General features: G+C 55.2%; 25 protein-coding genes and 1 tRNA gene. 9 read left to right on the plus strand and 17 right to left on the minus strand.

Annotated features, from left to right (window positions below):
• Positions 1 to 4: 4 nt before the first annotated feature.
• On the minus strand, positions 5 to 646 hold the full coding sequence (gene rpe, locus WCX18_RS02230) for a ribulose-phosphate 3-epimerase (protein WP_345989191.1): 642 nt from the start codon (positions 644 to 646) through the stop codon (positions 5 to 7).
• A 154-nt stretch (positions 647 to 800) separates the two neighbouring features.
• Here rpe and rpmB point away from each other — a divergent pair, with 154 nt between their 5' ends.
• The 3 genes from rpmB to argJ are packed head-to-tail and all read left to right on the plus strand — an operon-like array spanning position 801 to position 3330.
• Positions 801 to 992 (plus strand): 50S ribosomal protein L28, encoded by a 192-nt coding sequence (gene rpmB / locus WCX18_RS02235; RefSeq protein WP_231020187.1) that lies wholly within the window; start codon positions 801 to 803, stop codon positions 990 to 992.
• Positions 993 to 1019: 27 nt separating this feature from the next.
• The gene (locus WCX18_RS02240; RefSeq protein ID WP_345989193.1) at positions 1020 to 2150 is read left to right on the plus strand and encodes an NAD-binding protein; all 1131 of its coding nucleotides are present in this window, start codon (positions 1020 to 1022) and stop codon (positions 2148 to 2150) included.
• Positions 2143 to 3330 carry a bifunctional glutamate N-acetyltransferase/amino-acid acetyltransferase ArgJ gene (argJ, locus tag WCX18_RS02245; protein WP_345989195.1) on the plus strand — a complete coding sequence of 396 codons (1188 nt, stop codon included), beginning with the start codon at positions 2143 to 2145 and terminating at the stop codon, positions 3328 to 3330. Before WCX18_RS02240 ends, argJ begins: the two co-directional genes overlap by 8 nt.
• Before the next feature lie 41 nt (positions 3331 to 3371).
• Here the strand turns inward: argJ and WCX18_RS02250 are convergent, their stop codons facing one another.
• The 6 genes from WCX18_RS02250 to WCX18_RS02275 all read right to left on the minus strand — a co-directional run bounded on the left by WCX18_RS02250 (position 3372) and on the right by WCX18_RS02275 (position 9513).
• Positions 3372 to 3995 (minus strand): hypothetical protein, encoded by a 624-nt coding sequence (locus WCX18_RS02250; protein ID WP_345989197.1) that lies wholly within the window; start codon positions 3993 to 3995, stop codon positions 3372 to 3374.
• A gap of 139 nt (positions 3996 to 4134) precedes the next feature.
• A complete protein-coding gene (locus WCX18_RS02255; protein WP_345989199.1) occupies positions 4135 to 4755 on the minus strand; it encodes a trimeric intracellular cation channel family protein in 621 nt (206 codons plus the stop codon).
• A 12-nt stretch (positions 4756 to 4767) separates the two neighbouring features.
• A complete protein-coding gene (locus tag WCX18_RS02260) occupies positions 4768 to 5304 on the minus strand; it encodes a gamma carbonic anhydrase family protein (protein WP_345989201.1) in 537 nt (178 codons plus the stop codon).
• A 20-nt stretch (positions 5305 to 5324) separates the two neighbouring features.
• The gene (locus WCX18_RS02265; protein ID WP_345989203.1) at positions 5325 to 7418 is read right to left on the minus strand and encodes an RNA degradosome polyphosphate kinase; all 2094 of its coding nucleotides are present in this window, start codon (positions 7416 to 7418) and stop codon (positions 5325 to 5327) included.
• Positions 7419 to 7480: 62 nt separating this feature from the next.
• Positions 7481 to 8359: a DMT family transporter gene (locus WCX18_RS02270; protein WP_345989205.1), complete on the minus strand. Its 879-nt coding sequence runs from the start codon at positions 8357 to 8359 to the stop codon at positions 7481 to 7483.
• The gene (locus tag WCX18_RS02275; RefSeq protein ID WP_345989207.1) at positions 8356 to 9513 is read right to left on the minus strand and encodes a glycosyltransferase family 1 protein; all 1158 of its coding nucleotides are present in this window, start codon (positions 9511 to 9513) and stop codon (positions 8356 to 8358) included. Before WCX18_RS02275 ends, WCX18_RS02270 begins: the two co-directional genes overlap by 4 nt.
• Positions 9514 to 9802: 289 nt before the next feature.
• Between WCX18_RS02275 and WCX18_RS02280 the strand changes: the two genes are divergently transcribed.
• The 4 genes from WCX18_RS02280 (at position 9803) to WCX18_RS02295 (ending at position 12589) form a co-directional block, all read left to right on the plus strand.
• Entirely contained in the window at positions 9803 to 10138 is a 336-nt protein-coding gene (locus tag WCX18_RS02280) for a hypothetical protein (RefSeq protein WP_345989208.1), read from the plus strand.
• A gap of 331 nt (positions 10139 to 10469) precedes the next feature.
• A complete protein-coding gene (locus WCX18_RS02285; protein ID WP_345985974.1) occupies positions 10470 to 10838 on the plus strand; it encodes a hypothetical protein in 369 nt (122 codons plus the stop codon).
• Between the two features lie 105 nt (positions 10839 to 10943).
• Positions 10944 to 11873 carry a hypothetical protein gene (locus WCX18_RS02290; RefSeq protein WP_345989210.1) on the plus strand — a complete coding sequence of 310 codons (930 nt, stop codon included), beginning with the start codon at positions 10944 to 10946 and terminating at the stop codon, positions 11871 to 11873.
• Positions 11873 to 12589: a C39 family peptidase gene (locus tag WCX18_RS02295; RefSeq protein ID WP_345989212.1), complete on the plus strand. Its 717-nt coding sequence runs from the start codon at positions 11873 to 11875 to the stop codon at positions 12587 to 12589. Before WCX18_RS02290 ends, WCX18_RS02295 begins: the two co-directional genes overlap by 1 nt.
• A gap of 32 nt (positions 12590 to 12621) precedes the next feature.
• Here WCX18_RS02295 and WCX18_RS02300 read toward each other — a convergent pair whose 3' ends face one another.
• Entirely contained in the window at positions 12622 to 13215 is a 594-nt protein-coding gene (locus WCX18_RS02300) for a hypothetical protein (protein ID WP_345989214.1), read from the minus strand.
• A gap of 133 nt (positions 13216 to 13348) precedes the next feature.
• On the opposite strand from WCX18_RS02300, the gene WCX18_RS02305 reads away from it, so the two are divergent.
• A complete protein-coding gene (locus WCX18_RS02305) occupies positions 13349 to 13738 on the plus strand; it encodes a PaaI family thioesterase (protein WP_345989217.1) in 390 nt (129 codons plus the stop codon).
• A 3-nt stretch (positions 13739 to 13741) separates the two neighbouring features.
• Here WCX18_RS02305 and WCX18_RS02310 read toward each other — a convergent pair whose 3' ends face one another.
• The 3 genes from WCX18_RS02310 to WCX18_RS02320 form a co-directional block, all read right to left on the minus strand.
• A complete protein-coding gene (locus WCX18_RS02310) occupies positions 13742 to 13963 on the minus strand; it encodes a hypothetical protein (protein ID WP_345989219.1) in 222 nt (73 codons plus the stop codon).
• Positions 13964 to 13971: 8 nt separating this feature from the next.
• Positions 13972 to 14205 carry a hypothetical protein gene (locus tag WCX18_RS02315; protein ID WP_345989221.1) on the minus strand — a complete coding sequence of 78 codons (234 nt, stop codon included), beginning with the start codon at positions 14203 to 14205 and terminating at the stop codon, positions 13972 to 13974.
• A gap of 1260 nt (positions 14206 to 15465) precedes the next feature.
• Positions 15466 to 16515, minus strand: coding sequence for a hypothetical protein (locus WCX18_RS02320; protein ID WP_345989223.1), 1050 nt, complete (start codon positions 16513 to 16515; stop codon positions 15466 to 15468).
• Positions 16516 to 16632: 117 nt separating this feature from the next.
• On the opposite strand from WCX18_RS02320, the gene WCX18_RS02325 reads away from it, so the two are divergent.
• Positions 16633 to 16854 (plus strand): hypothetical protein, encoded by a 222-nt coding sequence (locus tag WCX18_RS02325; protein ID WP_345989224.1) that lies wholly within the window; start codon positions 16633 to 16635, stop codon positions 16852 to 16854.
• A 122-nt stretch (positions 16855 to 16976) separates the two neighbouring features.
• On the opposite strand, the gene WCX18_RS02330 is transcribed toward WCX18_RS02325, so the two are convergent.
• The 6 genes from WCX18_RS02330 to WCX18_RS02355 form a co-directional block, all read right to left on the minus strand.
• Entirely contained in the window at positions 16977 to 19748 is a 2772-nt protein-coding gene (locus tag WCX18_RS02330) for a MopE-related protein (protein WP_345989226.1), read from the minus strand.
• A gap of 198 nt (positions 19749 to 19946) precedes the next feature.
• Positions 19947 to 20032 (minus strand) — tRNA-Leu (locus WCX18_RS02335).
• A 120-nt stretch (positions 20033 to 20152) separates the two neighbouring features.
• Complete coding sequence (locus WCX18_RS02340) at positions 20153 to 20467, minus strand: F0F1 ATP synthase subunit C (RefSeq protein WP_231020210.1); 315 nt, start codon at positions 20465 to 20467, stop codon at positions 20153 to 20155.
• A 111-nt stretch (positions 20468 to 20578) separates the two neighbouring features.
• A complete protein-coding gene (locus WCX18_RS02345; RefSeq protein ID WP_345989228.1) occupies positions 20579 to 21751 on the minus strand; it encodes a VWA-like domain-containing protein in 1173 nt (390 codons plus the stop codon).
• Between the two features lie 156 nt (positions 21752 to 21907).
• Positions 21908 to 22909, minus strand: a complete 1002-nt coding sequence (locus tag WCX18_RS02350) for a MoxR family ATPase (RefSeq protein WP_345989230.1) — start codon at positions 22907 to 22909, stop codon at positions 21908 to 21910.
• A 259-nt stretch (positions 22910 to 23168) separates the two neighbouring features.
• Complete coding sequence (locus tag WCX18_RS02355; protein ID WP_345989231.1) at positions 23169 to 24509, minus strand: hypothetical protein; 1341 nt, start codon at positions 24507 to 24509, stop codon at positions 23169 to 23171.
• Between the last annotated feature and the right edge of the window lie 148 nt (positions 24510 to 24657).

Here is a 24657-nt window from a genome sequence, read left to right on the forward strand (position 1 = left end):
AGGCTCAGACTTTCAGGCTGTCAATGGCCGCTTTGAGGCCGTCTGCATGTTTGAAAACGTAGCTGCCGGCGACGCAGACGTCTACACCCGCTTCGGCGAGCGCGGCGATATTGGCATCGTTGACCCCGCCGTCAACCTCGATAAGGCAGTCGGGGTTGAGACGGTCGCGCAGGTCGCGCAGGCGGCGCACCTTCTCGTATACGTCGATGAATTTCTGACCGCCGAAGCCGGGGTTGACGCTCATGACGAGGACCATGTCAATGTAGGGCAGCAGGTATTCGAGGCTCTCTGCCGGCGTGTGCGGGTTCAGCACGATGGCCGGTTTGATGCCGAGGCTGCGGATATACTGCGCCAGGCGGTGCGGGTGTTTCTCCTCTTCAATATGGAAGGAGATGTACGCCGGTTTCAGCGGGGCGAAGAGGTCGACGAAGAAGGTGTTGTTCTCGACCATCAGGTGGATGTCGAGGGGTTTGGTGGCCGCTTCGGCTACCGCGGAGACGACGACGGGCCCGATGGTGAGGTTCGGGACGAAATGGCCGTCCATGACGTCGACGTGCACCAGGTCGCACCCGGCGTCGCAGATTGCGTTGACGTCGCGCGCGAGGTTGCCGAAATCGGCGGAGAGAATACTGGGGGCTACAAGCATTGCGCTACCCTTTCTTTTTTGTGGCATTTTATCCAAATAGTGCGTGTATTGCGATAAAATGTCGGGACACCAAAGTGCTACAGTGGCTATTTAAGGAACTCTTTTGATTTGAGAGGATATAATGCGCCACTAAATTTACGCAAGGAGCCTTCATATGGCAAGAAAATGTGCTATTAGCGGTAAGGGCCCAATGAGCGGAAACAACGTTTCTCACGCGAAAAATCGCACGAAAAGACGTTTCATGCCTAATCTTCGCACCGTCCGCGTCCAGATGGAAGACGGTACGACTAAGAAGATTAAGATCTCTGCTTCTGAGCTTCGTACTATGAAGAAAAAGCAGGCGTAACCCCTTACGCCTAAAATAGAGCGCCGTTTGAATCTAATTGAAAAGATTCGGGCCTTTCTTCACTGGGAGACCCCTCCCAAACCCCAATACGATCTACTTCCCGATATTTACAGCCATCTCAAACCGTTTAGACTGCCGCTGATTTTTACGGCAATCATCATGTTCCTCGGTACCATCGGCTACATGGTCATCGACGACTTTTCGCTCATCGACGCCATCTACCAGACGGGGATCACCTTTACGACGGTCGGCTTCGGGGAGATCGCCCCCATCTCCGATGCGGGAAGGCTCTTTACGATCACGCTGATCATTACCGGGTTCGCCGTCTTCTCGATGGCGGTCGGTATTCTGGTCAACGAGATCAACCGCGGCAACATCTACAAAACCATAAAGGAGCGGGACATGCTCTACAAGATCGCGCGCTTGAAAAAGCATTTTGTCATCTGCTACCACAACGATTACACCATCGAAGTCACGAAGGAGCTGCGCCGTTCGCACATCCCCTTCGTCGTGATCGATCCCCGCGAGGAGATCGAGGCGTGGGCGAAACAGCACAAGTACCCCTATTTTCTCCGCGAAGAGCCCCACACCGAGGTGGCGATGCTCAAGGGGCACCTGAGCTCTGCAAGCGGGGTGATCACCCTCTCGCCGCTCATCGCGGACAACATCGCGATCATCGCCTCCGTGCGCCTCTTCGAGAAGGAGCACCAGCTGCCGCGGCCGTACAACCTGATCAGCTCGGCCGAGACGATGAGCGACGTCGAGAAGCTGAAAAAACTCGGGGCAGATACCGTCGTCTCCCCGACGAAGCTGACGGCACAGCGTATCACCTCCATGGCGGCGCGCCCCGATATGGAAAACCTCCTCGAGGAGTTCCTCTACCGCAGCGACACCCCGCTTGATATGGAGGAGATCTTCGTACCCAAATACAGCTGGATGGTGCTCAACCGCCTCAAGGAGACCCATCTCCGCGAGATCGCGAACGTCTCCGTCGTCGGGGTCACGCGCAAAGACGGCAAGTTCGTCGCCATGCCCAAAGGCGACGACCTCGTCACCAGCGAGTCGAAACTGCTGGTCGTCGGGACCGAGAAGGGGATCAAAATGACCAAAGAGCTGGTGAAACAGCGTAAAAAACCGCAGGAGTTGCGTTATGTTTGAGATGAAAAAAGTCGGTGGCGGCGTCTGCGCGCCGGAGGGGTTCTTTGCGGGGGCGGCGAGTGCCGGCCTGCGCCCGAACGGGGCGGACGACGTCGCCTTTATCTATGCCGACACCCCCTGTGAAATGGCGGCGGTCTTCACGACCAACAAGATGACGGCGGCTCCGATCCGCCACTACCGTGCGAAAGGGAGTTTCAAGAGCAACTTTGTGCTGATGAACGCCAAAAATGCCAACGCCATGACGGGCCCCGCCGGGATCAGCGATATCGACGAGGTCCTCGGGGAGCTGCAGGCGCATTACGGCGTCCTTCAGAACCCGGTGATGAGTTCCACGGGGGTCATCGGTGTCCGCATGCCCAAAGCCAAGATCACGGCGGCGGCAAAGACCTTCGACCTCTCCGTCAAAGACAGCCTGGCGGCCGCGAAAGCGATCATGACGACGGACACCTTTTACAAAATGGTGTCGACCGAGGTCGTCCTGGAGGGCGGCAAGCGTTTCCGCCTCGGTGCGATCGCCAAAGGGGCGGGGATGATCAACCCGGCGATGGCGACGATGCTCTGTTTTGTCACCACCGACGCCGATGCCGGTGCGGAAGCGCTGCAGGCTTGCCTCGAAGCGGTCATCCCGACGACCTTCAACGCGGCCAGCGTCGACGGCGATACGTCGACGAACGATACGGTGATGCTCTTTTCCAACCGCAAGAGCGGTGCGTTTGACGCCGAGGCGTTCACGACAGCCCTGCACGAAATGCTGCTTGAACTGGCCCAGATGATGGTCAGCGACGGCGAGGGGGCGACGAAGATGGTCACCTTCCACGTGACGGGCGCCGCCAGCGATGAAGAGGCGGAGACGGCGGCGAAGGCACTCTCCAACTCGCTGCTGATGAAAACGGCCATCTTCGGCGAGGACCCCAACTGGGGCCGGGTCGCATCGACGATCGGTGCCAGCGGCGTTGCGTGTGACGAGGCGACGCTCACGGTCAGTTTCGACGAGGTCTGCGTCTACGACAGGGGGACGATCCTCTTTGATGCGGAATCGGAAAAGCTGGCGGCGGCGGTGATGAAACGCGAACGCTTTACGATCAGCTGTGACCTGGGAATGGGTGAGGGAGCGTTTGACGCCTACGGCTGCGATCTCGGGCACGAGTACGTCAAGATCAACGCCGACTACAGAACGTAGCGGCGATTTGAAGGAGAAGACGGCGGCCTGCGCGGCCGTCGTCAGAAGCGGTAGCCTACCTTGAGAAGGGTCCGCAGATTGTCGAGGCTGTATTTCTTCGTACCGCCGAAATCGTTTTCGGTGGTCCATGTGCGGCGGATATCCACACCCGCCAGGAAACTTCCCATATAGTATTTCAGACCCGCGCCGGCCTGCAGCGTAAAGAGCCAGTCATTCTGGGTATCGGTGGATGTCGTCGGGAACAGTCCGCCTGTAGTCGTGGTCACGGGGTATTCGGTATACATTGCACCGATGCCGGGTCCGAAGCCGAGGACGAGGTTCTTGGTGAAATGGATGAAATAGTAGGGGTTCATTTCGATTGCAGTAATCGTCACGTCATTTTTATCGTAACGGCTCAGGCTCAGCTGCTGGCGAAGCAGGTTGTCGCCGGGAAGGGTGAATACGGGGCAGTCGAAAGAGAACTGGAGACCGTAGTTGTAGTCATCCTTGACGGAACCATTGTCAAAGTTCATCGTCCCGCCGACGGCGGCGAGTTCGATGTTCGCTTTCCAGTCCGGATCAGTGAAGATGGGCAGCAGGACGAATTTGTCTGCGGCGGTTGCCGCCGATGCAGACAAAATCGCGGCGCCTGCCAGGACGCTGAGCAGTTGGGTCGTTTTCTTCATTTTTACTCCTCTCTTGAAGAAAAATCGTGTGCACGATAGGCAAACTTTTTCCATTTATCATACAGACAATCACATTTTATTCACATTTTTCTGAAAAATAATAAAAAGTTATCTGAGTGCCCCCGTGAAAGTACGGGTTTCAGCGTGGGGGAAGGTCGAGGTGGGGGAGGTGCCAGCCGCGGTAATGGGCGACCAGGCGGAGCACGGTGGCAAAGAGGGCGACGGCGAGAATGGCCGTGTCGTTCAGCCAGCCGAGGGCATCGAGCAGGATCAGCAGGACGGCGACGATGACGGCGATGGTGCCGTAGAAGTCGCTGGTGAGGATGGCGGGAACGGTATTGACGAGAACGTCGCGGGTCACCCCGCCGCCGATGGCGGTGAGGAAGCTGACGATGATGATGCCGAAAAAGTTGAATTCCGCCGCGAGGCCCAGCAGGGCGCCGGTGATGCTGAAGGCGACGAGGCCCACCGTGTCGCTGATGATAAAGAGCCATTTGCGTTCCAGCGCGTCCCGGCGGTAGAGGCGGAGGGCCAGGGCTAGCACGACGCTGGCAATGACGGTCACTGCCGGGTAGTAGTGGGTAAAGGCGAAGGGGGTGCGGTCAAGCATGAGGTCGCGGATGACCCCGCCGCCGAGCGCCGTCAGGGAAGCGACGATAATCAGCCCCAGCAGGTCAAGCCGGTGGCGTACCCCGGCGAGGAAACCGCTCAGGGCAAAGGCAACGATGCCGATGATGTCGGCGAGGATAAAAAAGTCCATGGTCCCGGTGTGTCAGGCACCCGCGATGCGGAAATCCTCTTTGAACGCGACATAGCGTTCTGCGGAGGCGTAAAGCTCTTTGACCTCTTCATCGGACAGTTCACGGACGACTTTGGCCGGGGAGCCCATGATGAGCGAACGGGGCGGGAAGACTTTGTTCTTCGTGACCAGCGCCCCGGCACCGACGATGGACTCCTTGCCGATGACGGCGCCGTCGAGGATGGTCGCGCTCATGCCGATCAGACAGGCGTCTTCGATCGTGCAGCCGTGGAGCATGACGCGGTGGCCGATGGTGACGTCGCTGCCGATGATGGTCGGGTGGCCGTCGCTCATGTCGGGCTTTTTGTAGTGGGTGACGTGGATCATGGAGAGGTCCTGAACATTGGTCCGGTCGCCGATGACGATGCGGTGGACGTCCCCGCGCACGACGCAGCCGAACCAGACGGCGCAGGATTCACCCATGGTGACATTCCCGATGACGTCGGCGCTCTTTGCGATCCAGGAATCGTCGCCGATCTGGGGTTCCCATTGTTTGAAAGGGTAGGTCATTGCTGCTCCTTGCGGCGGCCTCAGCTCTCTTTGAAGAGGCGGGAGGCCAGTTTGTTGATGTAGTTCGTATCGCGTTTTTTCGACGACTTGTAGAGTTTGGTCGTATGCTGTTCGAGCAGGAGCTGGGAGTTGACCGGGTTTTCGCCGGACTCGACCCTGTGGTAGCTTCCGTCGCTCTGCAGTTCATGGGAAAGGACGTTGTCCGTGAGCTGGAGGGTGAGCAGCTGCAGGAGCTTCTCTTTGGACTCTTCGTCCTCGATTCCCGTCATCAGTTCGATACGGCGCACGAGGTTCCGCGGCATCCAGTCGGCGCTGGAGATGTACATCTGCGGGTGGCCGTGTTTGAAGTAGAAGACACGGGCATGCTCGAGGTACTTCCCGATCAGCGAGGTGACCCGGATATTTTCGCTCACCCCTTCGATGCCCGGGACGAGGCAGCAGATCCCGCGGACGATCAGGTCGATTTTGACCCCGGCCTGCGAGGCCTTGTAGAGGGCACGGATGACATCCTCGTCGACGAGGGAGTTGACCTTGACGATGATGCGCCCCTCCGTCCCCATGCGGGTCTCGTTCTGGATCAGCGAGAGGATCTTCGGCTTCGTCTGTGTCGGGGACATGTAAAGCTTGTTCAGTTTCCCTTTCTTGCTGAATCCCGTCAGGAAGTGGAAGAAGCGTGTCATATCGTTCGTGATCGCCTCGTTGGAGGTCATATAGCTGACGTCCGTATAGATCTTCGCCGTACCGGGGTTGTAGTTCCCCGTGCCCAGGTGGGCGTACTGTTTGAGCTTGTCGCCGACCTTGCGGGTGACGAGGGCGGCCTTGGCGTGGACCTTGAAGCCGGGGATGCCGTAGATGACGTGCGCCCCCGCGCTCTCCAGCGCCTTGGCCCAGATGAGGTTGTTCTCCTCGTCGAAACGCGCCTTGAGTTCGACCATGGTCGTGACCTGCTTGCCCGATTCGGCCGCCTGCATCAGGGCGTTGACGATGGGGGAGTTCGTCCCGCTGCGGTAGAGCGTCATCCGGATGGAGACGACATCGGGGTCTTTGGCCGCCGCCTGGATGAATTTGACGATAGGCTCGAAGCTCTCGTAGGGGTGGTAGAGCAAGACGTCCTGTTTGTCGAGGACGGAGTAGATGCTGTCCTCGGAATCCAGCGGGGGCAGGTTCCGCGGTTTGTACGGCGCCGCGACGAGGTGCGCAAAATCCTTGTTGCCGACGATCTGCCAGAGGCTGGCGAGGTTCAGCACGATCTTGAAGCGGTAGAGGTCGTCTTTATAGACGTTGGTATGGCGGTTGAAGAAGTCGATAAGCTCGTCGTCGGCGTCGACCCCGATCTCGAGACGGACCAGCTCCCCTTTTTTACGGAGCTTGAGCCCCTCTTCGAGCATCTCCATGAAGTCGTCGGCCTCCTCCTCTTCGATGGTGATGTCGGCGTTGCGCGTGACGCGGAAAGGAGTGTACTGCAGCAGGGTGTAGCCCGGGAAGAGCTCATCGATGTGCTGGGCGACGATGCTGCCGATGGGGACGTAAATGCCGGTACCGATCTGTACGAAGCGTGGCAGAACCCGCGGGATGCGCACCAGGCCGTAGCGCTGGACGTTTGGATCGTCGTTGTCCTGGAGTTTGACGATGAGGCCGAAGCTGAGGTTGTTCAGGTGCGGGAAGGGGTGGGTGCCGTCGACGGCGATCGGGACGATGACCGGGTAGATATGTTCATGGAAGTAACGGTTGACTTCCCCCTTCTCCTGGTTGTTCAGCTCCGAATAGCGTTTGAGGAAGATCCCCTCGTCTTTCAGGCCGGACATGATCTCGATAAAGGTATGTTCGACGACCTGCAGCTCCCGGTGGAGGTACTTGCGGATCTCGCGCAGCTGCTGCAGCGGGGTGAGGCGGTCGGGGCCGGAGAGGATGATCCCGGAGGTGAAGAGCTTTTTAAGCCCCGCAACGCGGATCATGTAAAACTCGTCGAGGTTGGTTCCGTAGATGGCAAGGAACTTCAGGCGCTCGAGCAGCGGCTGTTTTTTGTCCTGGGCCTGCTGCAGCACACGGGTGTTGAACTGCAGCCAGGAGAGTTCACGGTTAAAATAGAATTTTGGGTCTTTCAGATTGGTCATAGGCAGCTCGGGAAAAATATTGGAATGGGTTATATTATAGCGAAGAATTGTTATCGAAGCGGTTACGGAACGCGCGCTGCTGGGGCGGGACGGGTGATGAGGTAGGCGCCGAGCAGGATCGGGAGGGTGCCGAGCATCTGCCGCAGCGTCGGGATCTCCCCCAGGGTCGGGTAGGCAAAGATCAGCGTAAAAAGCGGCATGAAGGCGATCATGGCACTGAGCTTGGTGATGCCGATACGGTGCAGGGCTTCGATCCAGAGGATCTTGGCCAGGACGTAGACAAGGAGCGCGACAGCGGCGATGGCGGGGAGGACCTTCAGGAGCGCTTCGAAGGTGGGCAGGCCCTCGAAGAGCAGTGCGGCGCCGAAGAGCACGGGTAGGGCCGCCAGGTTACGGAAGGTGAGGATGGTGAGGGCGCTGACCCGCTGGCGGGCACGCTTCTGGTAGAAGTTCGCCAGCGGGGCGGTCGCGGCGGCAATGAGGATGAGCAGGTCGCCCGGGTTGAAGATGAAGGTCGCGGGAAAGAGAATAATGACGGCCCCCGATCCCATCAAAAAGGCGGCGAAGGTATGCAACGCATCGAGCTTCTCCCGTCCCGGCAGATTGAAATAGAGGTAGGAGAAGAAGAGCTGAAGCGTCAGGATGACAGCCATGTTCCCTGCCGTCGTATAGCGCAGCCCGATAAAAACGAGGGTGAAGAGCAGGGTGATATAAAAGGAGGTCCACAGCAGGTCGGGAAGGGCCTCCCTGTCGGCAAGCCCGCCGAACCCCTCCCGCACATAGAGCAGGAGCAGCAGTACGGCGGTGGCGATAATAAGGATGAAGCCGTAGGTGTTCAGCGGACCGATGGACTGGACGGCAACGAGGGCGAGAATGGGAAACCAGCTCTCCAGCAGCGAGAGCACGACGGCGTAGAGCTCGCCCTGGCGCTGCGGGGTCACCGGTGCAGCCGCTTCAGGGCATCGCTGTGGGTCTCTATAAAGTGCGTGAACGAGACTTTGATGTCGAAATGCTGCATGTTCTCATACCCACGACGTGCGAAATTTTGCCGTAGTGTAGCATTTTCAAGCAGGGCTTCCAAGGCATCAATCCAGGCGTCGGCGTCATTGCCCCTGACGACCATGCCTCCGGCCCCGCCGCCGTGGTTGACGATGCTCTGCGGACCGCCCACGTCCGACACAAGGCAGCAGACCCGGCTCGCCTGTGCCTCCATTACGACCTGGCCGAGCGTATCGGTGACGGAGGGGAAGACGAAAAGATCGCTCGAAGCGTAGAGCATGGAGAGGTCGTCGCCGATGACGGGGCCGGCAAAGGTGACGTCATCGAGGGCGAGGTTGGCGCGCTTGTGGCGCAGAAAGCCCTCGCCTACGAGCAGCAGTTCGGCCGTACTATCGGGGTTGCAGGCCTTGTAGCGCTGCCAGACATCCAGCAGAAAGGGGACGTTTTTCTCTTTGGAGATCCGCCCGACATAGAGCACTTTCGGGCCTTCTCCCGTTACGCCGTATTTGGCGAAGACAGTCGTGTCTTTATGGGAGGGGTGGAAGCGGGTCCGGTTGGTGCCCGGGGGGAGCAGTGCGCTGCGTGTGCGGTCGATCCCGATCTCCTTTTCCATAATGTCAAGGTATTCGGACGAGCGGGTAAAGACCCGTTCAAACGGCAGGTAGAAGCGCTGCATGACCCGGTCGGCGGCCCGCTTGGCCCAGGCGAGCCCCGTATTGTCGCGGATATAGGCGGGAAAGTCCGTATGGTAGGTGCCGAGCACGGGCAGCTTGTGTTTAACGGCCAGTTTCTTGGCGATGATGCCGACCGGCCCCGGGGTGGAGATATGCAGGATGTCAGGGCGCAGCTCCCTCAGGACCCTCTCGAGCGCTTCGGAAGAGGGATAGGCCAGGTCCAGTTCACGGTAGAAGGGCATAGGGACCCTCCAGCGGGGAGGCAGGTTGTGGACATTGGGAAGATTGGGACAGTATTTGGCGGTTGAGGCGACAATATGGAGGTCGATACCGTTTGCGAGGGCCTGTTCCCCCATATCCTGGATAAAACGCGAGACGCCGTTAAGATCACCGAGGGTGTCGGTAAAAATGCAGATGCGCATAGTTGCTTGCTCCGTGACGATAAGTCGGAAATCGTAACGCGCAGGTGTTTCAAAGGGGTTACAGCCGGCAGCGGCATCAATGTCAAAGGATAAAAAATAGTAACAAAAGCAATAAATATTAATAAATAATGTTATAGTGTGTGTAAAGATGAAAAAAAGTTAAACAAAAACATTACAGTTTGGTAAAATAGTTAGGAAACTGTTAAATTCAATTCTATTTAATAAAAAAGAAAATAATATTTTGCAGAGGACGGCTCAACGGTCTTCAGATTTTTACAGGAGTGTATATATGAAAAAGATGATGATGGGTGTCGCAGCAGCGGCAGGTATCACTTCAGTTGCATCTGCAGCAGAACTGGCAGCTACTGATGCGCAGTTTATGTTCGGTGCGAGCAATGTAGATGCAGTCGCAATGACTGGTGCTGAAATGGTCGGTACGCAGGGACAACTGCTCGGTCTGACTATCCTCGACCCGGTTCTTAACATTGTCGGCAGCCTGCCGCTCGTCGGACCAATCGTTTCTGGTCTGCTCGATACTGTTGACGGTCTGCTTTCAGGTCTGCTCGGCGGCGGTCTTCCGCTCGTTGGCGGTCTGCTCGGCGGCGGCCTCCCGCTGCTCGGTTAACACACCCCTCTTACCCTTACCCTCCCTCCGGGGAGGGGTTCTTCTTTCCCTATTCCAAATCAACCTTCTTTTAACGACAGCAACAGCACGGTTCTGATCCGTATCACATTGATATTTTTGTGATGAAAAGAAAAAAAATTTCTGTTTTTCAATGTTTTAATTGTGATTTCTATACGAAAGGCTAAATTATTTAAAAATTGTTGTATTTTTAACAATAGTTTAATGTGATACGGTATAAAGTTTACGTACGAACGTTAATTCAAACGCTTCAGGTATCACATCTAAAGGAGAAAAGATGAAAAAAGTGTTGGCAAGTATTGCAGTTGCAGGTATGATCACAAGCGTTAGCGCTGCAGATTTCGGCACAGCGGATGCACAGTTCATGTTTGGTCAGGACAGTGTCAATGTCGTAACGATGAGTGGTGCGGAAATGGCACAGACGGAAGGTCAACTCCTCGAAGCACTCGGTGCACTCGGCGCGATCCCGGTTGCAGGTCCGATCCTGACGGATCTGCTCGCTAGCCTCAACCTCGGCGCACTGCTCGGGCTGGTACCGGCTGCACTCGGCGCGGCATTCCCGATCACGGCTGACCTCGATGTCAACGTCGGCGGCCTGCTGAGCATTGATACAGGTAGAGATCCGCTTACCATCGACTCCGGACTCCCGGCACTGGTCGGTGCGGTCGTTTCCTCACTGTAACATACCCCGGTGTGCAGGTGTCAACCTGCACGCCACCCCTTTTCTGCTTTTACTTTTTAAGTTGAATCCCCCTAAAATCATGATGAAATTACACAAAGGTTATTTATGTTCAACAAAAAAGCATTATTTGGCTTTTTAGGTGCGGCGACACTGCTCTCGACACTGCTGCACGCGGACGGCCAGACTCCGCTGAAAGTCGAAGAGCTTCTTTCCAAAAAGAATGCGTTCAACGTCGATGTCTCCGTCGCGTATTCCAACATCGACCAAAAAACGGCGATGAGTACGGTGGTCCCGGTCTCGACGCTGCTTTCGTTCATCTACATCCCGGCGTACGCGGGCGAGCAGGTCCTCGACCAGGACGTGGTCGTTACATCCCTCAACCTCAAGTACGGTCTGACCGATTGGCTTGAACTGGTCATGTATGCCAACGGGCATAATACTTCCAGCCGCGTGCAGCTCGGCGACGCGATCGCGAACCAGGCCGACACGGATTTTGACCATGCCGGTATCGGGGCGACGTTCAGGGTCAAGGATGAGGGTGTATACCCCTCGCTGCTGGTGGGGGTCTCGACCAACGTGATCGGCCGGCTGACCTTTGCAGACCGCGATGTCGACGGCAACGTCATCGGGACGACGAAGCAGGACAAGACGTTTGAATCGTTCAACTTCTATGCGCTCTCCTACTACACGGTGGACCCGGTTGTTTTCGTCTTCAAAGCGCAGTACCAGTGGAGTGTGGAAGAGGATTACAAAGGCGATACGGGTGACCGTCCGGATATCCTGGCGATTTCGCCGCAGGTCTACTTTGCCGTCAACCCCTATACCAACCTCAGCTGGGGTGTGACCTACCGCTACCAGACGGAGCAGCGCTTTAACGGCAAAGTGGAGACGATTGCGGAATCCTCCATCGGCTACAACATCGGGGTGAGCTACGAGGTCTCCCGGGGCAACATCATCTCTCTGGATGCCAGCAACAACGAAACGGCCACGTACAGCCAGAACACGATCAACCTTATCTACTCAAAGCGGTTCTGATGAAACGGGCATTGCAGGCACTCTTCCCGGCACTCTGGCTGCTCGCGGCGGCTGATGTGTATGCCGGCCAGGCGGAGGGCGAGGTGAAAACCGCCATGCCGATCATCGAGCAGGAGTACACCGTCAGGGTTCCGGTGAAAAGCTGGAGCGAGCTCAAAGAGCAGGATGTCGTACGCCAGCGCTACGACTTCTCGTGCGGTGCGGCGTCGATGGCGACGATCATGAACCATTTTTACGAGCAGAACGTGACCGAGAACGGTATCGTGCAGACGGTCCTGAAAATGAAAGGCGTCGGAAGCGATGCCCACAAACTTGAGAAGAGCGATTTCGCCCTCTCGTTTGCCGATCTCGCCGATTACGGGCAGACCATCGGGTTCAGGGGCGTGGGTGTTGCGATGGATATCGATGCCCTGCGCAAGCTGCGGATTCCGGTCATCCTCTATGTCAAGATCCGCCGCTTCGAACACTTTACCGTCTTCAAGGGGATCCGCGGCGACTTCGTCTACCTGGCCGACCCCTCATTCGGCAATATGAAGGTGAAGATGGCAAAGTTCCTGGAGATGTTCTACCAGCGTGATGACCTCAAACACCCCGGGCGGGTGCTCGCGTTTATACCGGTGGACAAAGAGGCTGTTCATCCCGACAAAACGTTTATGACCGTCCCCGACTCCACCGATTATCTCTACCAGTACATCGAAAACAGGATCGACCACTAGGTCCCTGAGCGCACGCACCCGCGCGCGTTTTGTTAAAAGAGGAAGTTGATCCCGCCGTAGTAGCGTACGGAGTTGTCATCCGTCGAGAGCTTGGTGTAGCTTGGCGTGTAATACGTGATGTCCTGCCATGTGCGCCACTGAAAATCGACGCCGCCCATCAGCTCCAGCTGCGGCGCGATGCGGAAGATAAGTCCTGCCCCGATCTTGAGACTGAGTTCGTTGATACGGTCGTCATCAGGGTAGTAATAGCTGTCAAGCCGCATCGAGCCGCTGCCGATTCCCGCCTGGATAAAGGGCATCAGTGCCGAGTACGTTTCGAAGGTTTTCATGACATCCAGCCCGAGCTCGTACAGCTCGTCGTTCGAGTAGTCAAAGAGCGGCTCGTCGAAGAGTTCACCGAGCAGATAGCCCTGCAGGCGCCACCCGTCGTAGAGGACGGCCCCGAATTTAAGGGCGAAACCTTTACTGCCGATCGATGGTCTTTCATGATAGCCGTTGGCTTCAAAATCGAATTTGTTTTCGCTGCCGAAAAGGTTCAGACCGAAATAGAGGTCCGCCCGCTGCGCCCAGGCATTGGCCGAGAGGGTCCCCAGCAGCAGCGGGATAAAAAGCATGGATTTACGCATCAAGAATCCTTTGACGTAGTCTATTGATGTATTATTTTACTGTAAATGGCCACGGATGGAAATGAAGCTATGGGTCTGCTGCTACGGATTTGCTACGTTTCCCGGGTAAAATCGCTCCAAAAAAGGAGATGCAATGCAGGCAATCAAATTCCCTTTTCTCGAACACACCGGCGCGACACTGAAGCGCGCGGAGCAGGGCGAAGCGGAGGTGGAGCTTCACGTCCAGCCGCACCATCTGCAGCACCTGGGCTTCGTGCACGGCGGGGTCATCTCGACGCTCATGGACAACACCGGCTGGTACGCCGCCGTCTCCAACCTGGACGAGGGCTATACGGCTGTGACCATGGAGATCAAGATCAACTACCTCAAACCGGCATCTGGCAAGCACCTGCTGGCCTCGGCCGCCGTGAAGAGACAGGGACGCAAGACGGCCTTTGTCACGATCGAACTGCACGACGAAGGCAAGCTCGTCGCCTTTGCTACGGGCACCTACGCCATCATGGAAGACCCGCAGCACGCCTGAGCATCACATGACGAGGTCCGAGTTGTAGTGGCACACGAAGCACTCGGGGCGCTCGTCGAGTACTTCCGCCAGGATCTCGGCAAAATCGGGGAGCACGATACTCCTCAGTCCCGCTTCCTGCGCTTCCACTATCTTGATCAGCTCTTCGGGCCAGTAGACGTAGGTGGTCGTCCGCGCCGCATTTTTGTAAATATGGATTTTCTCGTCGATGATGTCGTATTCCATGGGTCAATTCAGTCCGGCGTGTGCTGCATGGCCTCGATGACGGCGTTTCTGTACGTCTCCGCCTCGGCCACCGTGCTGTAATAGCGTGTCCACACGATGCCCGCGATGATTTTGAAGTAGTAGAGTTTCTCATCCATCTTGTTGCTGTTCGCGACATAGTTCTCGTTTTCATAGATCCCGGTGACCCCCGAGATGTTCCTGACGGCGATGACGTTGCCGTAGCTGTCCTCAAGCAGTTGCATTTCCGCTCCTCTGTAGTGGCATTTGAACAATTATATATGCAAGCCCCTCTCTTGCGGACGAACTTATTGCATAGTATTTGGCGTTTTGGAGAAGAGTTTTTACTGAGGATGTTTTGGGGTTTGAAAGATTAAAGAACGAAGTTTCTGTTTGGATAGTTTGATCGGCGGGATCTGCAAAAACAGACCCTGCATGACGGACCCAATGCCTAGGATTGGTCCGACAAGGGGGTGTCTACTATCTGCTACACATCGGTGAGCAGTAGTCGCATCCATCTACGGCCGGGTAGAATACTTTTGCTGCCTCAAGCGCATTCAGACAGTGTGAAAAGCCGCCCAGGAAAATTCTCTCACTCGGTAACTGTGTGCAACCCTCTTTATGAACTGCGTGTTCACCTGAATTCCCTGCTTCTTTGCTTACATAGTATTTTGCTGCCATATCTTGATCCTTATGCTGCCAGCATAAGTGGTGAGACGTGACATATTAGTCTGTTTATTAGGGTAATCTTAGATTTTCAGCCCTAATTTCTAGTCCACAGACTAAAATATGTTTTGCGTTATAGTCTAAAACCACTTCTACTGGTTTTGATTCTGACCGGAGTGCCATTCCCAGTGGCACTCTAATCACACCTGCAATGCTACTTTCATCTGAGACGGATTGGTGCCGTTCAAAATAATCACCCTGGCTTTCAAAATTAAGTGCAATCAAATTTCTACTTGCCATGTCATGAAGTACATCCACATCAATGACTCAAAATGCGGGATGCATAAATTATTCAAGAACGTTATATTTCCGGCGCTTTGTTTTCATTTTGTGACATAACTTTTTACACTTTTGGAACAAGCTTTACAGAGCTTTAATAATGGAGAATATTTATTATTTGCAAGAGTGTGAATTATGCCTGCCATGGTACGTTCATATAAAGTGTGTTTAGGAAAGCCCGAAATTCAGGCGTTTGAACCGGTTCGTATTATTGAGAAAATCTGAATAATTTGTTGCTTGTATCCTTAATGTCGATGCACTTTCCAATTAGGAGTGGTTTTGGAATTAAACGATAATGATCTGTTTTGTTGAAATTGTAAATTTTTTGAAAAGTTTCTAGTTTGGAAGTTTTTGCTTTGATGGCGCGACCGGCAAGATTTGAAAAAATACACCGTTTTTCGTAAGGAGGGATTCGAATAAAAACCACCGGTTTAGATCAGTGATATTTAAAATATACTATTAATCTAGACTAAATAGTTTTGAACTTAATTCTTAGCTTCTTAATTGTCAGTATAAATAAAATCTGTGAATTTTTTATATATTTCAAAATTTTTACTAGGTACAAATTCTTCATTAATAACTTTTGCATCTATTAGAAGATCTAAAATAGTTTTTTCATTTTTTTCGAGAAAATCTTTTGTTTTTTGAGAAATCGAATCATTATGTAGATTTAATATTTGTGTAGGGACAAATGTACCTTCTTCTATTTTTTTAATAATTCTATATGATTGAATTAAAGAGGTCCCATTATCATGATATTCTTTGATAATTATCTCAAAATCTTTATCTATATCTTCATGTTTTTGTTTGAAATTTTCTATTAGTTTCTTTCTAGCATTCACAAAAATATTTTTGTCCATGAAACCATAAGAATATCCTGTAAACATAATCATTAGTATCAAAATGAAAAAAAAGAAAAAGAATCGACTTATTTGAATTAAAGGACTTCCAGAAAATATTTCTTTTATGTAATCTGTTTTTTGCTCATTTTCTTTTATTTCCAAAGTTGGAACGTATGCTAGTTTTCCATTCACTTTATAAAAAAGTTTTGTTTTTGCATCGTGTAGTACTCTAACTTTTATGTCATAAAATTCGTCTGGCTCAAGTATTACTTTTGACAAAGTAAGAGTGTTCTCATTTATTATTTTAGGGATGGCATTCTTTTGTAGATATTCATTGCTAGATGTTAATACTTCTGTTTTGAGAATTTTTCCATTTGATACATTAATTTTAATAGGATAATTGTCATCGTAGTATGAAATAATAATAGGCTTATTTCCCTCATTTTTTATTTTAAAAATTATTGATGATATTGTTTTTTGAATCTTGTCGATATCTTTTTCTTTATATAGAATTGTTAATTCTTCTATATCTTCTTTGATATCGATTAGGTTCTGTTCTTTTTCAACTCGAATACTGAAGATCGGATCGTCATTTTTAAAATAAGTTGTGTAAATAGCAAAAAGAATTGAAGCTACAGCGAAAAGAAAACTAATAGTATTGAATTTATGATTATTTACTAATGCTAAAAAAATATGAAATATTTTCATAGGTCCAACTCCTATTTATTGAAGACAAATCTACCAGACCCTTCCTTGTTTCTTGATATTTTTAATGGAATTGCCATACATTCAGTTCTAGTTCGTTCATTGATTTATCATTTGAGTATGCAGACCTTCAAGCCTTTTACCTTGCCAGCTCTTAGCTTTTATGGGCCGTCAGAACTCTTTACTAACGTAGATCAGCTCTACAGATTTTTGAGCATGCAGAATATTCGATATTTAAGAGAATATGAAAAGTGGTTGCCTTGGTATATCCATATTAAGAACGTTGGATCAAAGCTTGAAATACAAGTGTTTGAACCAGCTCGTATTATTGAAAAGATCTGAATAATTTGTTTTGTTGAAATTGTCGATTTATAGAAGAGTTTTGTTTTTGGAAGTAAAGCTCTTTACCCAAGAAGAGACTTCTTGGGATACTTTGTTTATTTATTCAATGTGCAACGGCTCTGTCATATTGGACAACCGTTGCCCGGGTAGACAAGTGGGTCATTGTCGTCGCAGTCTCCGGTCGGGTCGGCAGCGGTGGCTTCACCGTAGTCTACGCAGTCCAGGTCCGAAGAGAGGACGGTGCTCGTGCTGTCGGGGCGGTAGCCGTCGTTGTCGGCATCCTTGTAGCAGAGTTCGCGGGTGTCGCAGTTGCTGTCGATGCCGTCATCCACCGTTTCCGTCGCACCCGGATAGGCCGTTGCATCGGCATCAGCACAGTCCATGCTGTTGTCCGCATAGCCGTCAACGGCGCTGCTGCCGCATGCGCCGGCGGTCAGACTGGTACCGTTTAAAGCAGGATAGGCTTCCTCGGAGGTAAAGGAACCGTAAGTGTCGTGGTCCGCATCTATGAAACAGGCGACCAAGTCGTTGCAGTTCTCATCTTTGTCATTGCCGGCGACTTCTGTTTCACCCGGATTGATCGCGGCATTGGTATCGTCACAGTCATCGGTATTAGGGGCGCTACCACCGGCATTGGCGTTATAAGCTGAAGCGACATAAGTGTCGCCGTCCTGGTCGTAGTCGTTCATATTGTCACAGTTCGCATCGATGCCGTCGTACCAGATCTCCGTCGCTCCGGGATTGACCGTGGCATCGGCATCGTCGCAGTCGCTCAGGGTTGCGCAGTAACCGTCCACGTCGGCGTCGGTACAGCTGGTACCGCTGTAGGGAATGCGATTGGGCGCATAGGCGCCTTCACTGGTCCCTCCCGCCAATTTCATCGCCGAGGAGCTGTCTGGTGCCAGCGGATGCGGGTCGCTGCCGTCGGCGAGGGCGTCGTCGTCCGTATCGGCATCGGCGGGGTCCGTCTCGGAAGCGCCGACGGCGCCGTTGGTGTCCATGTCCTCGCCGCCCGTGCAGACCGGGGCGACCGTGGCCGACCCGTCGCAAAGGCCGTCGTTGTCGCTGTCGGGGTCGAGGGGGTCGGTATGCGTGGTGGGGTCGGTGTCCGGCTGCCAGAGTGCGAGGTTCGTCCCGCTGTAGGCAATGGCGGCCGCGCCGTCGCTGGTGCCGCCTGAAATACCTGAAGACTTTCCGATCTCGAGACCGTCGTTGAGGCCGTCGTTGTCGCTGTCATTGTCGAGCGGATTGAGTGAGTAGGTGACTTCAAGGCCATCCATGATGCCGTCATCATCGGTGTCGGCGTCGAGCGCGTCGGTATTGGCGCTGAGCTCCTGGCCGTCGTTGAGACCGTCGTTGTCCGTATCGGCATCGTTCGGGTCTGTCCCGTTGATGGTCTCCGCGGCGTCTGAAACCCCGTCGCTGTCGGCATCGGGAGAAGGCGTACCGCTGCAGACCCCGGCGCCGTCGCAGACATCGTCCACCGTCAGCGGGTCAAGGTCATCACAGGCGGTGCCGGCGACGAGATAGTACATATTGCACCCTGCGGTATCGCATGAGCCGGTCGTCGGGTCGCAGTAAGGGGCCGTACACGGGTTGCCGTCGTCGCAGAAGGCGTCGTTGGGCGTATTGGCACACGCCCCGGCGGTACAGACATCTGTCGTACAGGCGTAGCCGTCGTCACAGGAGACTACCCCGTTCTCATCCGTAGCGCCGTCACAGTCGTTGTCGAGACTGTCACATGGGTCCAGGGAACTGTTATAGTTGGGATCATGTGCAAGGTAAACGGCGTCGTCGCAGGGGAGCCATCCGGCAGCGCCGCCACAGGTTTTGGTGGCTCCGCTGCAGACCCCGTCCTGTAATGCGCAAAGCGGCGCGATGAGGTCCGGATCGGCACTGTCGATCAGGCCGTCACCGTCGTTGTCGTCGCCGTCACAGACCTCGACTTCGACTTCGTCGATCATACCGTTACAGTTGTCGTCGATGTTGTTCCCAATGATTTCGATTGCGCCCGGATAGACATTGGGGTTGGTATCGTTACAGTCGGTGGTAAAGGGGTAGCCGTCCGCATCGGCATCGGCGGGGGCCGTCACCGTGTAGGAGAGCGCGAGCTGATCCAGGGCATTGGCGCCGGTGTCGTTGACGTCGATGACGAGGGTCTGGGCCCCTTCCGTCCAGTAGGTTTTGGCAGATAAGGTCAGGCGGTCATTGGCATGGACGTCCGCGCTCCAGGCTCCGCCGTTGCTCTGGGGACTCATCGTGCCGGAGAGCAGGAGGCTGGTCGTATCCATGCTCCGGGTGAAAACGACGGCGATGGTGTCGTTGACCTCAATGTCCGAACCGCTTTCGGGAACGGCGATCGCCGTGAGCGGGACGGTCATGCCCACGGCCGCCATCCCTTCGCCCAGCGCGTGCATCGCTTCGACCGCCCCGACCAGCGTGATCCCCAGTGCCGCTTCGACATCTGCGGCGAAAGTGGGGGAACTGAAATCCGTCCCCGCAGGAAGGGAGGCGATCAATGTGCTGTTGAGATCGATGAGCCCGTTGTTCGGGTCGCCGTCCCCGTCAAGCGACTGCAGCAGCCGTGCCAGGTTGACGGCGGCCACGGTGTCGGTAGGGAAGAAGCTGTAGGGCGCGACCGGGCCGTTTTCGGCCGTGACGGTTCCGATGGTGACGGCGCCGACCGAGAAGGTGACGGTGTCGCCGTCCGGGCAGGTGTACCCGCCGCCGGCATCGGTCGTACCGGCCGTACCGGAAGAACAGGCATAGGAGAGCCCCTGGACGGGGGCGTCTATAAACTGGCCGGTCACCGTCGGGGTACTGCTTCCCCCGCCGCCACCGCCACACGCAGCCAATAAAATCAACGCCGTGAAGGCGGGTAAGAGTATTCCCATCCGGATCATCATGCCATCCTTTGTAAGAGCAATAATTTTATTATTAAACGATCCCTCTTAGAAGCATATAAAAATGATGACAGAAGGGGTGGGATCTGCAGCAAAGACGGCAGCATTGCGTATAGAGAAATAAGCGATGTTTTTTTTGTTTCAGGGTTTTGAGTCGGATTTGAATGATGTTGTGAAAAAATTAGAAGATGGTGCGACCGGCGAGATTTGAACTCGCACACCAAGTTGGCACTACCCCCTCAAGATAGCGTGTCTACCAATTCCACCACGGTCGCGTTTTAACAGTAAGTTTTAAAAGACCAGAATTATACTGGCGAGAATGTTATAAACAGCTTAAATTTCTTCAGACTGTCAAAAAAAACGAAGGCCGAAGCCTTCGCGGGTTTTTCGGCTGATTAGCCGAGGTACGGGTTAGCGTACAGAGCGATCAGGGCAATAACGAGTGTATAGATGACCTGAGCTTCGATCATCGCGAGGGCGATGAACATAGTCGTCATGAGCTTACCACCCAGACCCGGGTTGCGAGCAGTACCTGCGATAGTCGCAGCAGCAGTGTGACCCATACCGATAGCGCCACCGAGAGCAGCGAGACCGAGGCCGACGCCTGCAGCGATCATAGAGTAAGCTTTGAGTGTCTGGTTTGCAACATCAGCGTCAGCTGCGAAAGCAGCGCCAGCGAAAGCAACCATCAGAAAAAGAATCTTTTTCATGGAGTTCTCCAATAAATTTTTTTGTGTCAAAGTCCGTTCGGCTTGCGTATCCCTACTTGTCACTTTGCGGGCGAATTATAGATACTGCACGCTTAAGAGGCGCTTTGTTGTCTATAAAGTGATAGGGATGACTTTTCCGAAGGGGACCGTCCTGTCGGTCTCGGGGGTGATCCAGACGGTGTCGATAAGGGGCTCCGTGTCCGGAAAACGGCCGTCGCAGTCGGTAAAGTAGAGCAGCAGCGGGGCCATCGGGGCATGGCGCTCCGTCCATTCGAAGACGGGGCGGAAGTCGGTGCCGCCCCCGCCTTTGAGGTCGAAGACGAGCGGTTCGCCGGGGTAGAACTGGTGGTGCGACTGCACCTTCGCATCGCTTACAAGCAGCTCGATGCGGTAGTCGGCAAAGGTCTCCAGCAGGGACTCGACCTCGGCGATGAAGCGCCCCAGCAGCACCTCGTCGACGGAGCCGGAGCTGTCGATGGCGATGACAAGGTCGAGGGTCTCCGAAGTGGGCGAAGGGAGGTAGATGTGGCTGTAGAGCAGTTTCTTTGAGGGCGGGAGCATGCGGTAGTCGCTGCGCAGGTGGCGGTTGAGGGCATGGGCGAGTTCGCTGCGCCAGTCGATGACGCTCTTCGTCGTGGGGATGAAAAAGCGCTCCAGCCCCAGCGGGGTGTCTCCTTGCTGCTCCAGCATTTCGCGGACGGCCTTTTCAAAATGTTCGAATAAAGACTCTTCGACGCTGTTCTCCACCTCCATCTGCGGCCGTTTTTTGTCCGGATCGTGGTCCCCCTCGGCGTTTTTCAGCTCGTCGCGCTTGCGCTGGTTGTTCTCGTTGAAGCCGGTGTCGTTGCTCTCGTCGTCGCTGTACTCTTCGTTTCTGATTTCGTCTTTGAGCTGGGCGTAGATCGCCTCGGCGTACATCCCCTCGAAACGGGGGTCGTAATTGACCTGCGGCGGCAGGGCAAAGCCGTTTTGCACGAGCATGGCGTTGATGGCGTGGTCGGTGGCCAGCTGCCACAGCCAACTCATGCGGCCGTTCTGACGCCGTTCATGCACGAGCGCGGCGTGCATGGCGCCGTTGGCGAGCATGAATTCGCACTCCTGCGCATCCAGGTTCTCGACATAGTCGGGGTTGTACTCCAGCCGGAGGCCGTTGCTGAGAAAGCCCGGGATGTCGTCGCTGGTGTCCAGCTCCAGGCGGCTGGCGAGGGTGCCGAAGTAGGGGGAGTTGAGCAGGAGGGTGGCCTTGGCCTTGCCCAGTTTTTCGGCGGCGACTTTTTCAGACATGGGTTAGATCCGAAGTGTTTGTTCCCCTTCTTCTTTGTTTGCCCAAAGAAGAAGCCGAACCGGGAAGAAGAAAGGGCAAATCGGCTGCCGCGCATGAATGGTGTTGATCGGTTGTCAACCTTTTTCTATTACGTGCGCGCGCCATGCTGTACCTTTTTATTGCAGAAGAAAGGCGAACTTGCCGACCCACTTGCCGTAGGCGTCGAGGTGGTCCATCATGACACCGTTTTTCTGGAGATCCTGGACGATGAGGACGGCGAACTCCGGCGGGAGGAGGTGCGTGTAGTCGAGCAGGCGTGCCAGTACGTCGTCATCGGGGGCTTTGAGCACCTTTGCGACGAGGGCGGAGGCGAGGGCGTAGAGGGCGCTGAGATCCTCCGGGACCTCGTGCGACTCCCCGCGCAAAACGGCGTCGGTGTCGGGCAGGAGGTGCATCACTTTGGCAAAGGCCATGAAATCGACGGCGCGCTCCTCGCCTATGGCCCCGGCGATGGCGTTCAGGGCCAGCTGATCGCGCATGCCCGAAGCAAGGATGCCGTTGACGAACTCCCAGCTGCGCGGGGTGGGGAAGCTCTTGGTGTCGCTGGCGGGGTCGAAACCGAAGAGGGCCGCGTTGTTGGCGCTGATGTAGCCGATGATGCGCTCGTCGATTCCCCGCCCGTAAGCCCAGCGGCGCCAGTCGTCGACGTTGACGTCCATCTCCAGGTGGATGAAGCGGTTGGCCAGCGGCAGCGGCATGCGGTAGACGACGCCCCGGTCGTTTTCGCGGTTGCCCGCCGCGACGATGGCCCACCCCTCGGGCAGTTCGTACTCGCCGACTTTGCGGTCGAGGATGAGCTGGTAGGCCGAGGCCTGTACGGAGGGGGCGGCGGTGTTGAGCTCGTCGAGGAAGAGGATCCCGCTTCCCTCCCGCGGCAGGAACGACGGCGGCGCCCAGACGGCCTGGTGCGCCTGGTTTTCGTAAAAGGGGATCCCCTTGAGGTCGGTCGGGTCCATCAGCGAGAGGCGCAGGTCGATAAAGCCCATGCCTTTCGCTTCGGCGATCTGCTTGACGACGGAGGATTTGCCGATGCCCGGTGCCCCCCACAAAAAGGTCGGAAGCTTCTGCTCGACCAGGGCGTCCAGGGTTTCAATGATCTCTTGACTTCTCAAGGGCACCTCCAATTTCCCTGCGTGAATTTCAGAAAGGATTTGAGGTATGAGATTTTTTTGGAGCGCTTTGCAGGCATAGCGGGAGCTACGTCAAAAAGTGAACCAAGGAAAGATCGTGCCTCAAATGCTTTCCCGCAGGGCGTTGCAGAGAAAACTCTCTTCAGGATTGTACTATGCCTCAGGTATTTGACAAACCTTGGAGGGTAGATTCCGATGAGAACTTTCTCTGTAACGCTGAAAACGCGGAGGGGAGTTGGATGTGCCCTCATAACCATCCTATGTTTTCGCGTTGAATGAACTGCCCGAAGGCGTCGTTGGTCCGCACGGCGCGCTCGAAACGCGCATCGAGCTGCAATTGCTGCAGGATCGCGACGGGGGTGGCCTGGTTGGCCGCGAGGGCAAGCAGGACGTCGCTATCGCCTTTGGCGTAGAGCGCTTCGAGCAGCGTTGCAGGGGCTGAGCCGTTCCCCGCCAGCGCCCTGTCGCAGCAGGCCGTGCCGGCCAGGGCTTCGAGCTGCGCCGCGCTCAGCGACGGGTTGGCGGCGAGCGCCTGCATGACGCTTTCATCTGCGTCGGCAATGAGTGTGTCCGCGATCTGCAAGGCGGGGTTGGCGGCCAGGGCGCACCGGACGGCGTGATCGCCGCTTGCATAGAGCTGCCGCTGCATGCCCTCTGTCAGTAAGGGATTGGCGGCCAGCGCTGCGGCGTGGTTGGTGAGGCCTTTTTCATAGCGCCCGCCGTCGAGGCGGATGTGGGCGTAACCGACGTCGGCGAGGCTGTCGTCGGCAAAGAGGGTGTCAGCCAGTGCCGGGCTGAGGTCGGGGTTGGCGGCGAGCGCCGCATTGATCTGCGGAACGTTCATGCCGGCGAGCTCCTGCTGCAGGGCAGGGTCAAGCGTTGGGCGTGCGGCCACGAGCGTGCGCAGGGCGTCGTCGCCCTGGCGGATGAAGTGTTTGAGGGTCGGTTCGTCCGTGTCGGGGTGCAGGGCAAGCGCTTCGAGCACGGCGCGCATCTGGCGGTCGCCGGAGCTGACGGCTTTGCGAAGAGGCGGCAGTCCGCCGATCACGCGGATGAGCCGGGGGCGGCGGGTCTGCCGGAGCAGGTGCATGAGTCCGAGGGTGGAGTACTGGACGTTGTGGTTGCGTTCGATGTTCTCGTAGTAGCGGCCGATCAGTGCGGCCGTAACGTCGCGGTTCTCATCGCTGTCGAAGAAGCCCTCTCCGCCCCAGTCGTAGAGCTGCAGCAGTTTCAGGAAAAAGTCGTTGTCGATATGGGGGTTCTGCAAAAAAGCGCGGAGCCGGTCGCGGTCGCGCGTAAGCTTGAGGCTCATGATGATACGGTCGGGTTCGATCTGCGAACAGAGCGTCTTTTCGAATTCATCGATGGGGACGGGGACGACCTTGTGCGTTTCGTAAAGACGGTCGAGTACTTCCTGCTCGATCGGGTTGATAAGCCGGCCCTCGATGACGGCGTCGACACTGTCGTCGTACGCGTCGGCCAGGGTGATCTGTGCCGCCTGCAGCAGCCGGTCGAACTCATCGCGCGAAAAGGCGCGTGGGGCACCGAAAAGCATAATGCGTTTGTGGGTGAATGTTCGCAGTTTCATAACCGTCATTATAGCCGTGTATGCTTATCCACATGGGAATGGCAAATGCATTTAAGGTTGACATCTGTCAAAATACACGTAAAAACATAGTTAAATACTATAGATTACAGATAATTTCTCATGGCTTCGTCTATAATAGCACGAAGCA

The sequence above is a fragment of the Sulfurimonas sp. HSL1-2 genome, from assembly GCF_039645565.1.
Classification (GTDB): Bacteria; Campylobacterota; Campylobacteria; order Campylobacterales; family Sulfurimonadaceae; genus Thiomicrolovo; species Thiomicrolovo zhangzhouensis.

What these genes read in the sequence shown, in the direction of transcription:
- WCX18_RS02285 (WP_345985974.1), top strand. Translation starts at nt 10,470, where the DNA reads ATGATCACAAGCGTTAGCGCTGCAGATTTCGGCACAGCGGATGCACAG.
- WCX18_RS02300 (WP_345989214.1), bottom strand. Translation starts at nt 13,215, where the DNA reads ATGCGTAAATCCATGCTTTTTATCCCGCTGCTGCTGGGGACCCTCTCG.
- WCX18_RS02290 (WP_345989210.1), top strand. Translation starts at nt 10,944, where the DNA reads ATGTTCAACAAAAAAGCATTATTTGGCTTTTTAGGTGCGGCGACACTG.
- WCX18_RS02255 (WP_345989199.1), bottom strand. Translation starts at nt 4,755, where the DNA reads ATGGACTTTTTTATCCTCGCCGACATCATCGGCATCGTTGCCTTTGCC.
- WCX18_RS02320 (WP_345989223.1), bottom strand. Translation starts at nt 16,515, where the DNA reads ATGAAAATATTTCATATTTTTTTAGCATTAGTAAATAATCATAAATTC.
- WCX18_RS02315 (WP_345989221.1), bottom strand. Translation starts at nt 14,205, where the DNA reads ATGCAACTGCTTGAGGACAGCTACGGCAACGTCATCGCCGTCAGGAAC.
- WCX18_RS02355 (WP_345989231.1), bottom strand. Translation starts at nt 24,509, where the DNA reads ATGAAACTGCGAACATTCACCCACAAACGCATTATGCTTTTCGGTGCC.
- WCX18_RS02295 (WP_345989212.1), top strand. Translation starts at nt 11,873, where the DNA reads ATGAAACGGGCATTGCAGGCACTCTTCCCGGCACTCTGGCTGCTCGCG.
- WCX18_RS02265 (WP_345989203.1), bottom strand. Translation starts at nt 7,418, where the DNA reads ATGACCAATCTGAAAGACCCAAAATTCTATTTTAACCGTGAACTCTCC.
- WCX18_RS02325 (WP_345989224.1), top strand. Translation starts at nt 16,633, where the DNA reads ATGCAGACCTTCAAGCCTTTTACCTTGCCAGCTCTTAGCTTTTATGGG.
- rpe (WP_345989191.1), bottom strand. Translation starts at nt 646, where the DNA reads ATGCTTGTAGCCCCCAGTATTCTCTCCGCCGATTTCGGCAACCTCGCG.
- WCX18_RS02250 (WP_345989197.1), bottom strand. Translation starts at nt 3,995, where the DNA reads ATGAAGAAAACGACCCAACTGCTCAGCGTCCTGGCAGGCGCCGCGATT.
- WCX18_RS02345 (WP_345989228.1), bottom strand. Translation starts at nt 21,751, where the DNA reads ATGTCTGAAAAAGTCGCCGCCGAAAAACTGGGCAAGGCCAAGGCCACC.
- WCX18_RS02340 (WP_231020210.1), bottom strand. Translation starts at nt 20,467, where the DNA reads ATGAAAAAGATTCTTTTTCTGATGGTTGCTTTCGCTGGCGCTGCTTTC.
- WCX18_RS02280 (WP_345989208.1), top strand. Translation starts at nt 9,803, where the DNA reads ATGAAAAAGATGATGATGGGTGTCGCAGCAGCGGCAGGTATCACTTCA.
- WCX18_RS02305 (WP_345989217.1), top strand. Translation starts at nt 13,349, where the DNA reads ATGCAGGCAATCAAATTCCCTTTTCTCGAACACACCGGCGCGACACTG.
- WCX18_RS02330 (WP_345989226.1), bottom strand. Translation starts at nt 19,748, where the DNA reads ATGGGAATACTCTTACCCGCCTTCACGGCGTTGATTTTATTGGCTGCG.
- WCX18_RS02275 (WP_345989207.1), bottom strand. Translation starts at nt 9,513, where the DNA reads ATGCGCATCTGCATTTTTACCGACACCCTCGGTGATCTTAACGGCGTC.
- WCX18_RS02310 (WP_345989219.1), bottom strand. Translation starts at nt 13,963, where the DNA reads ATGGAATACGACATCATCGACGAGAAAATCCATATTTACAAAAATGCG.
- rpmB (WP_231020187.1), top strand. Translation starts at nt 801, where the DNA reads ATGGCAAGAAAATGTGCTATTAGCGGTAAGGGCCCAATGAGCGGAAAC.
- argJ (WP_345989195.1), top strand. Translation starts at nt 2,143, where the DNA reads ATGTTTGAGATGAAAAAAGTCGGTGGCGGCGTCTGCGCGCCGGAGGGG.
- WCX18_RS02260 (WP_345989201.1), bottom strand. Translation starts at nt 5,304, where the DNA reads ATGACCTACCCTTTCAAACAATGGGAACCCCAGATCGGCGACGATTCC.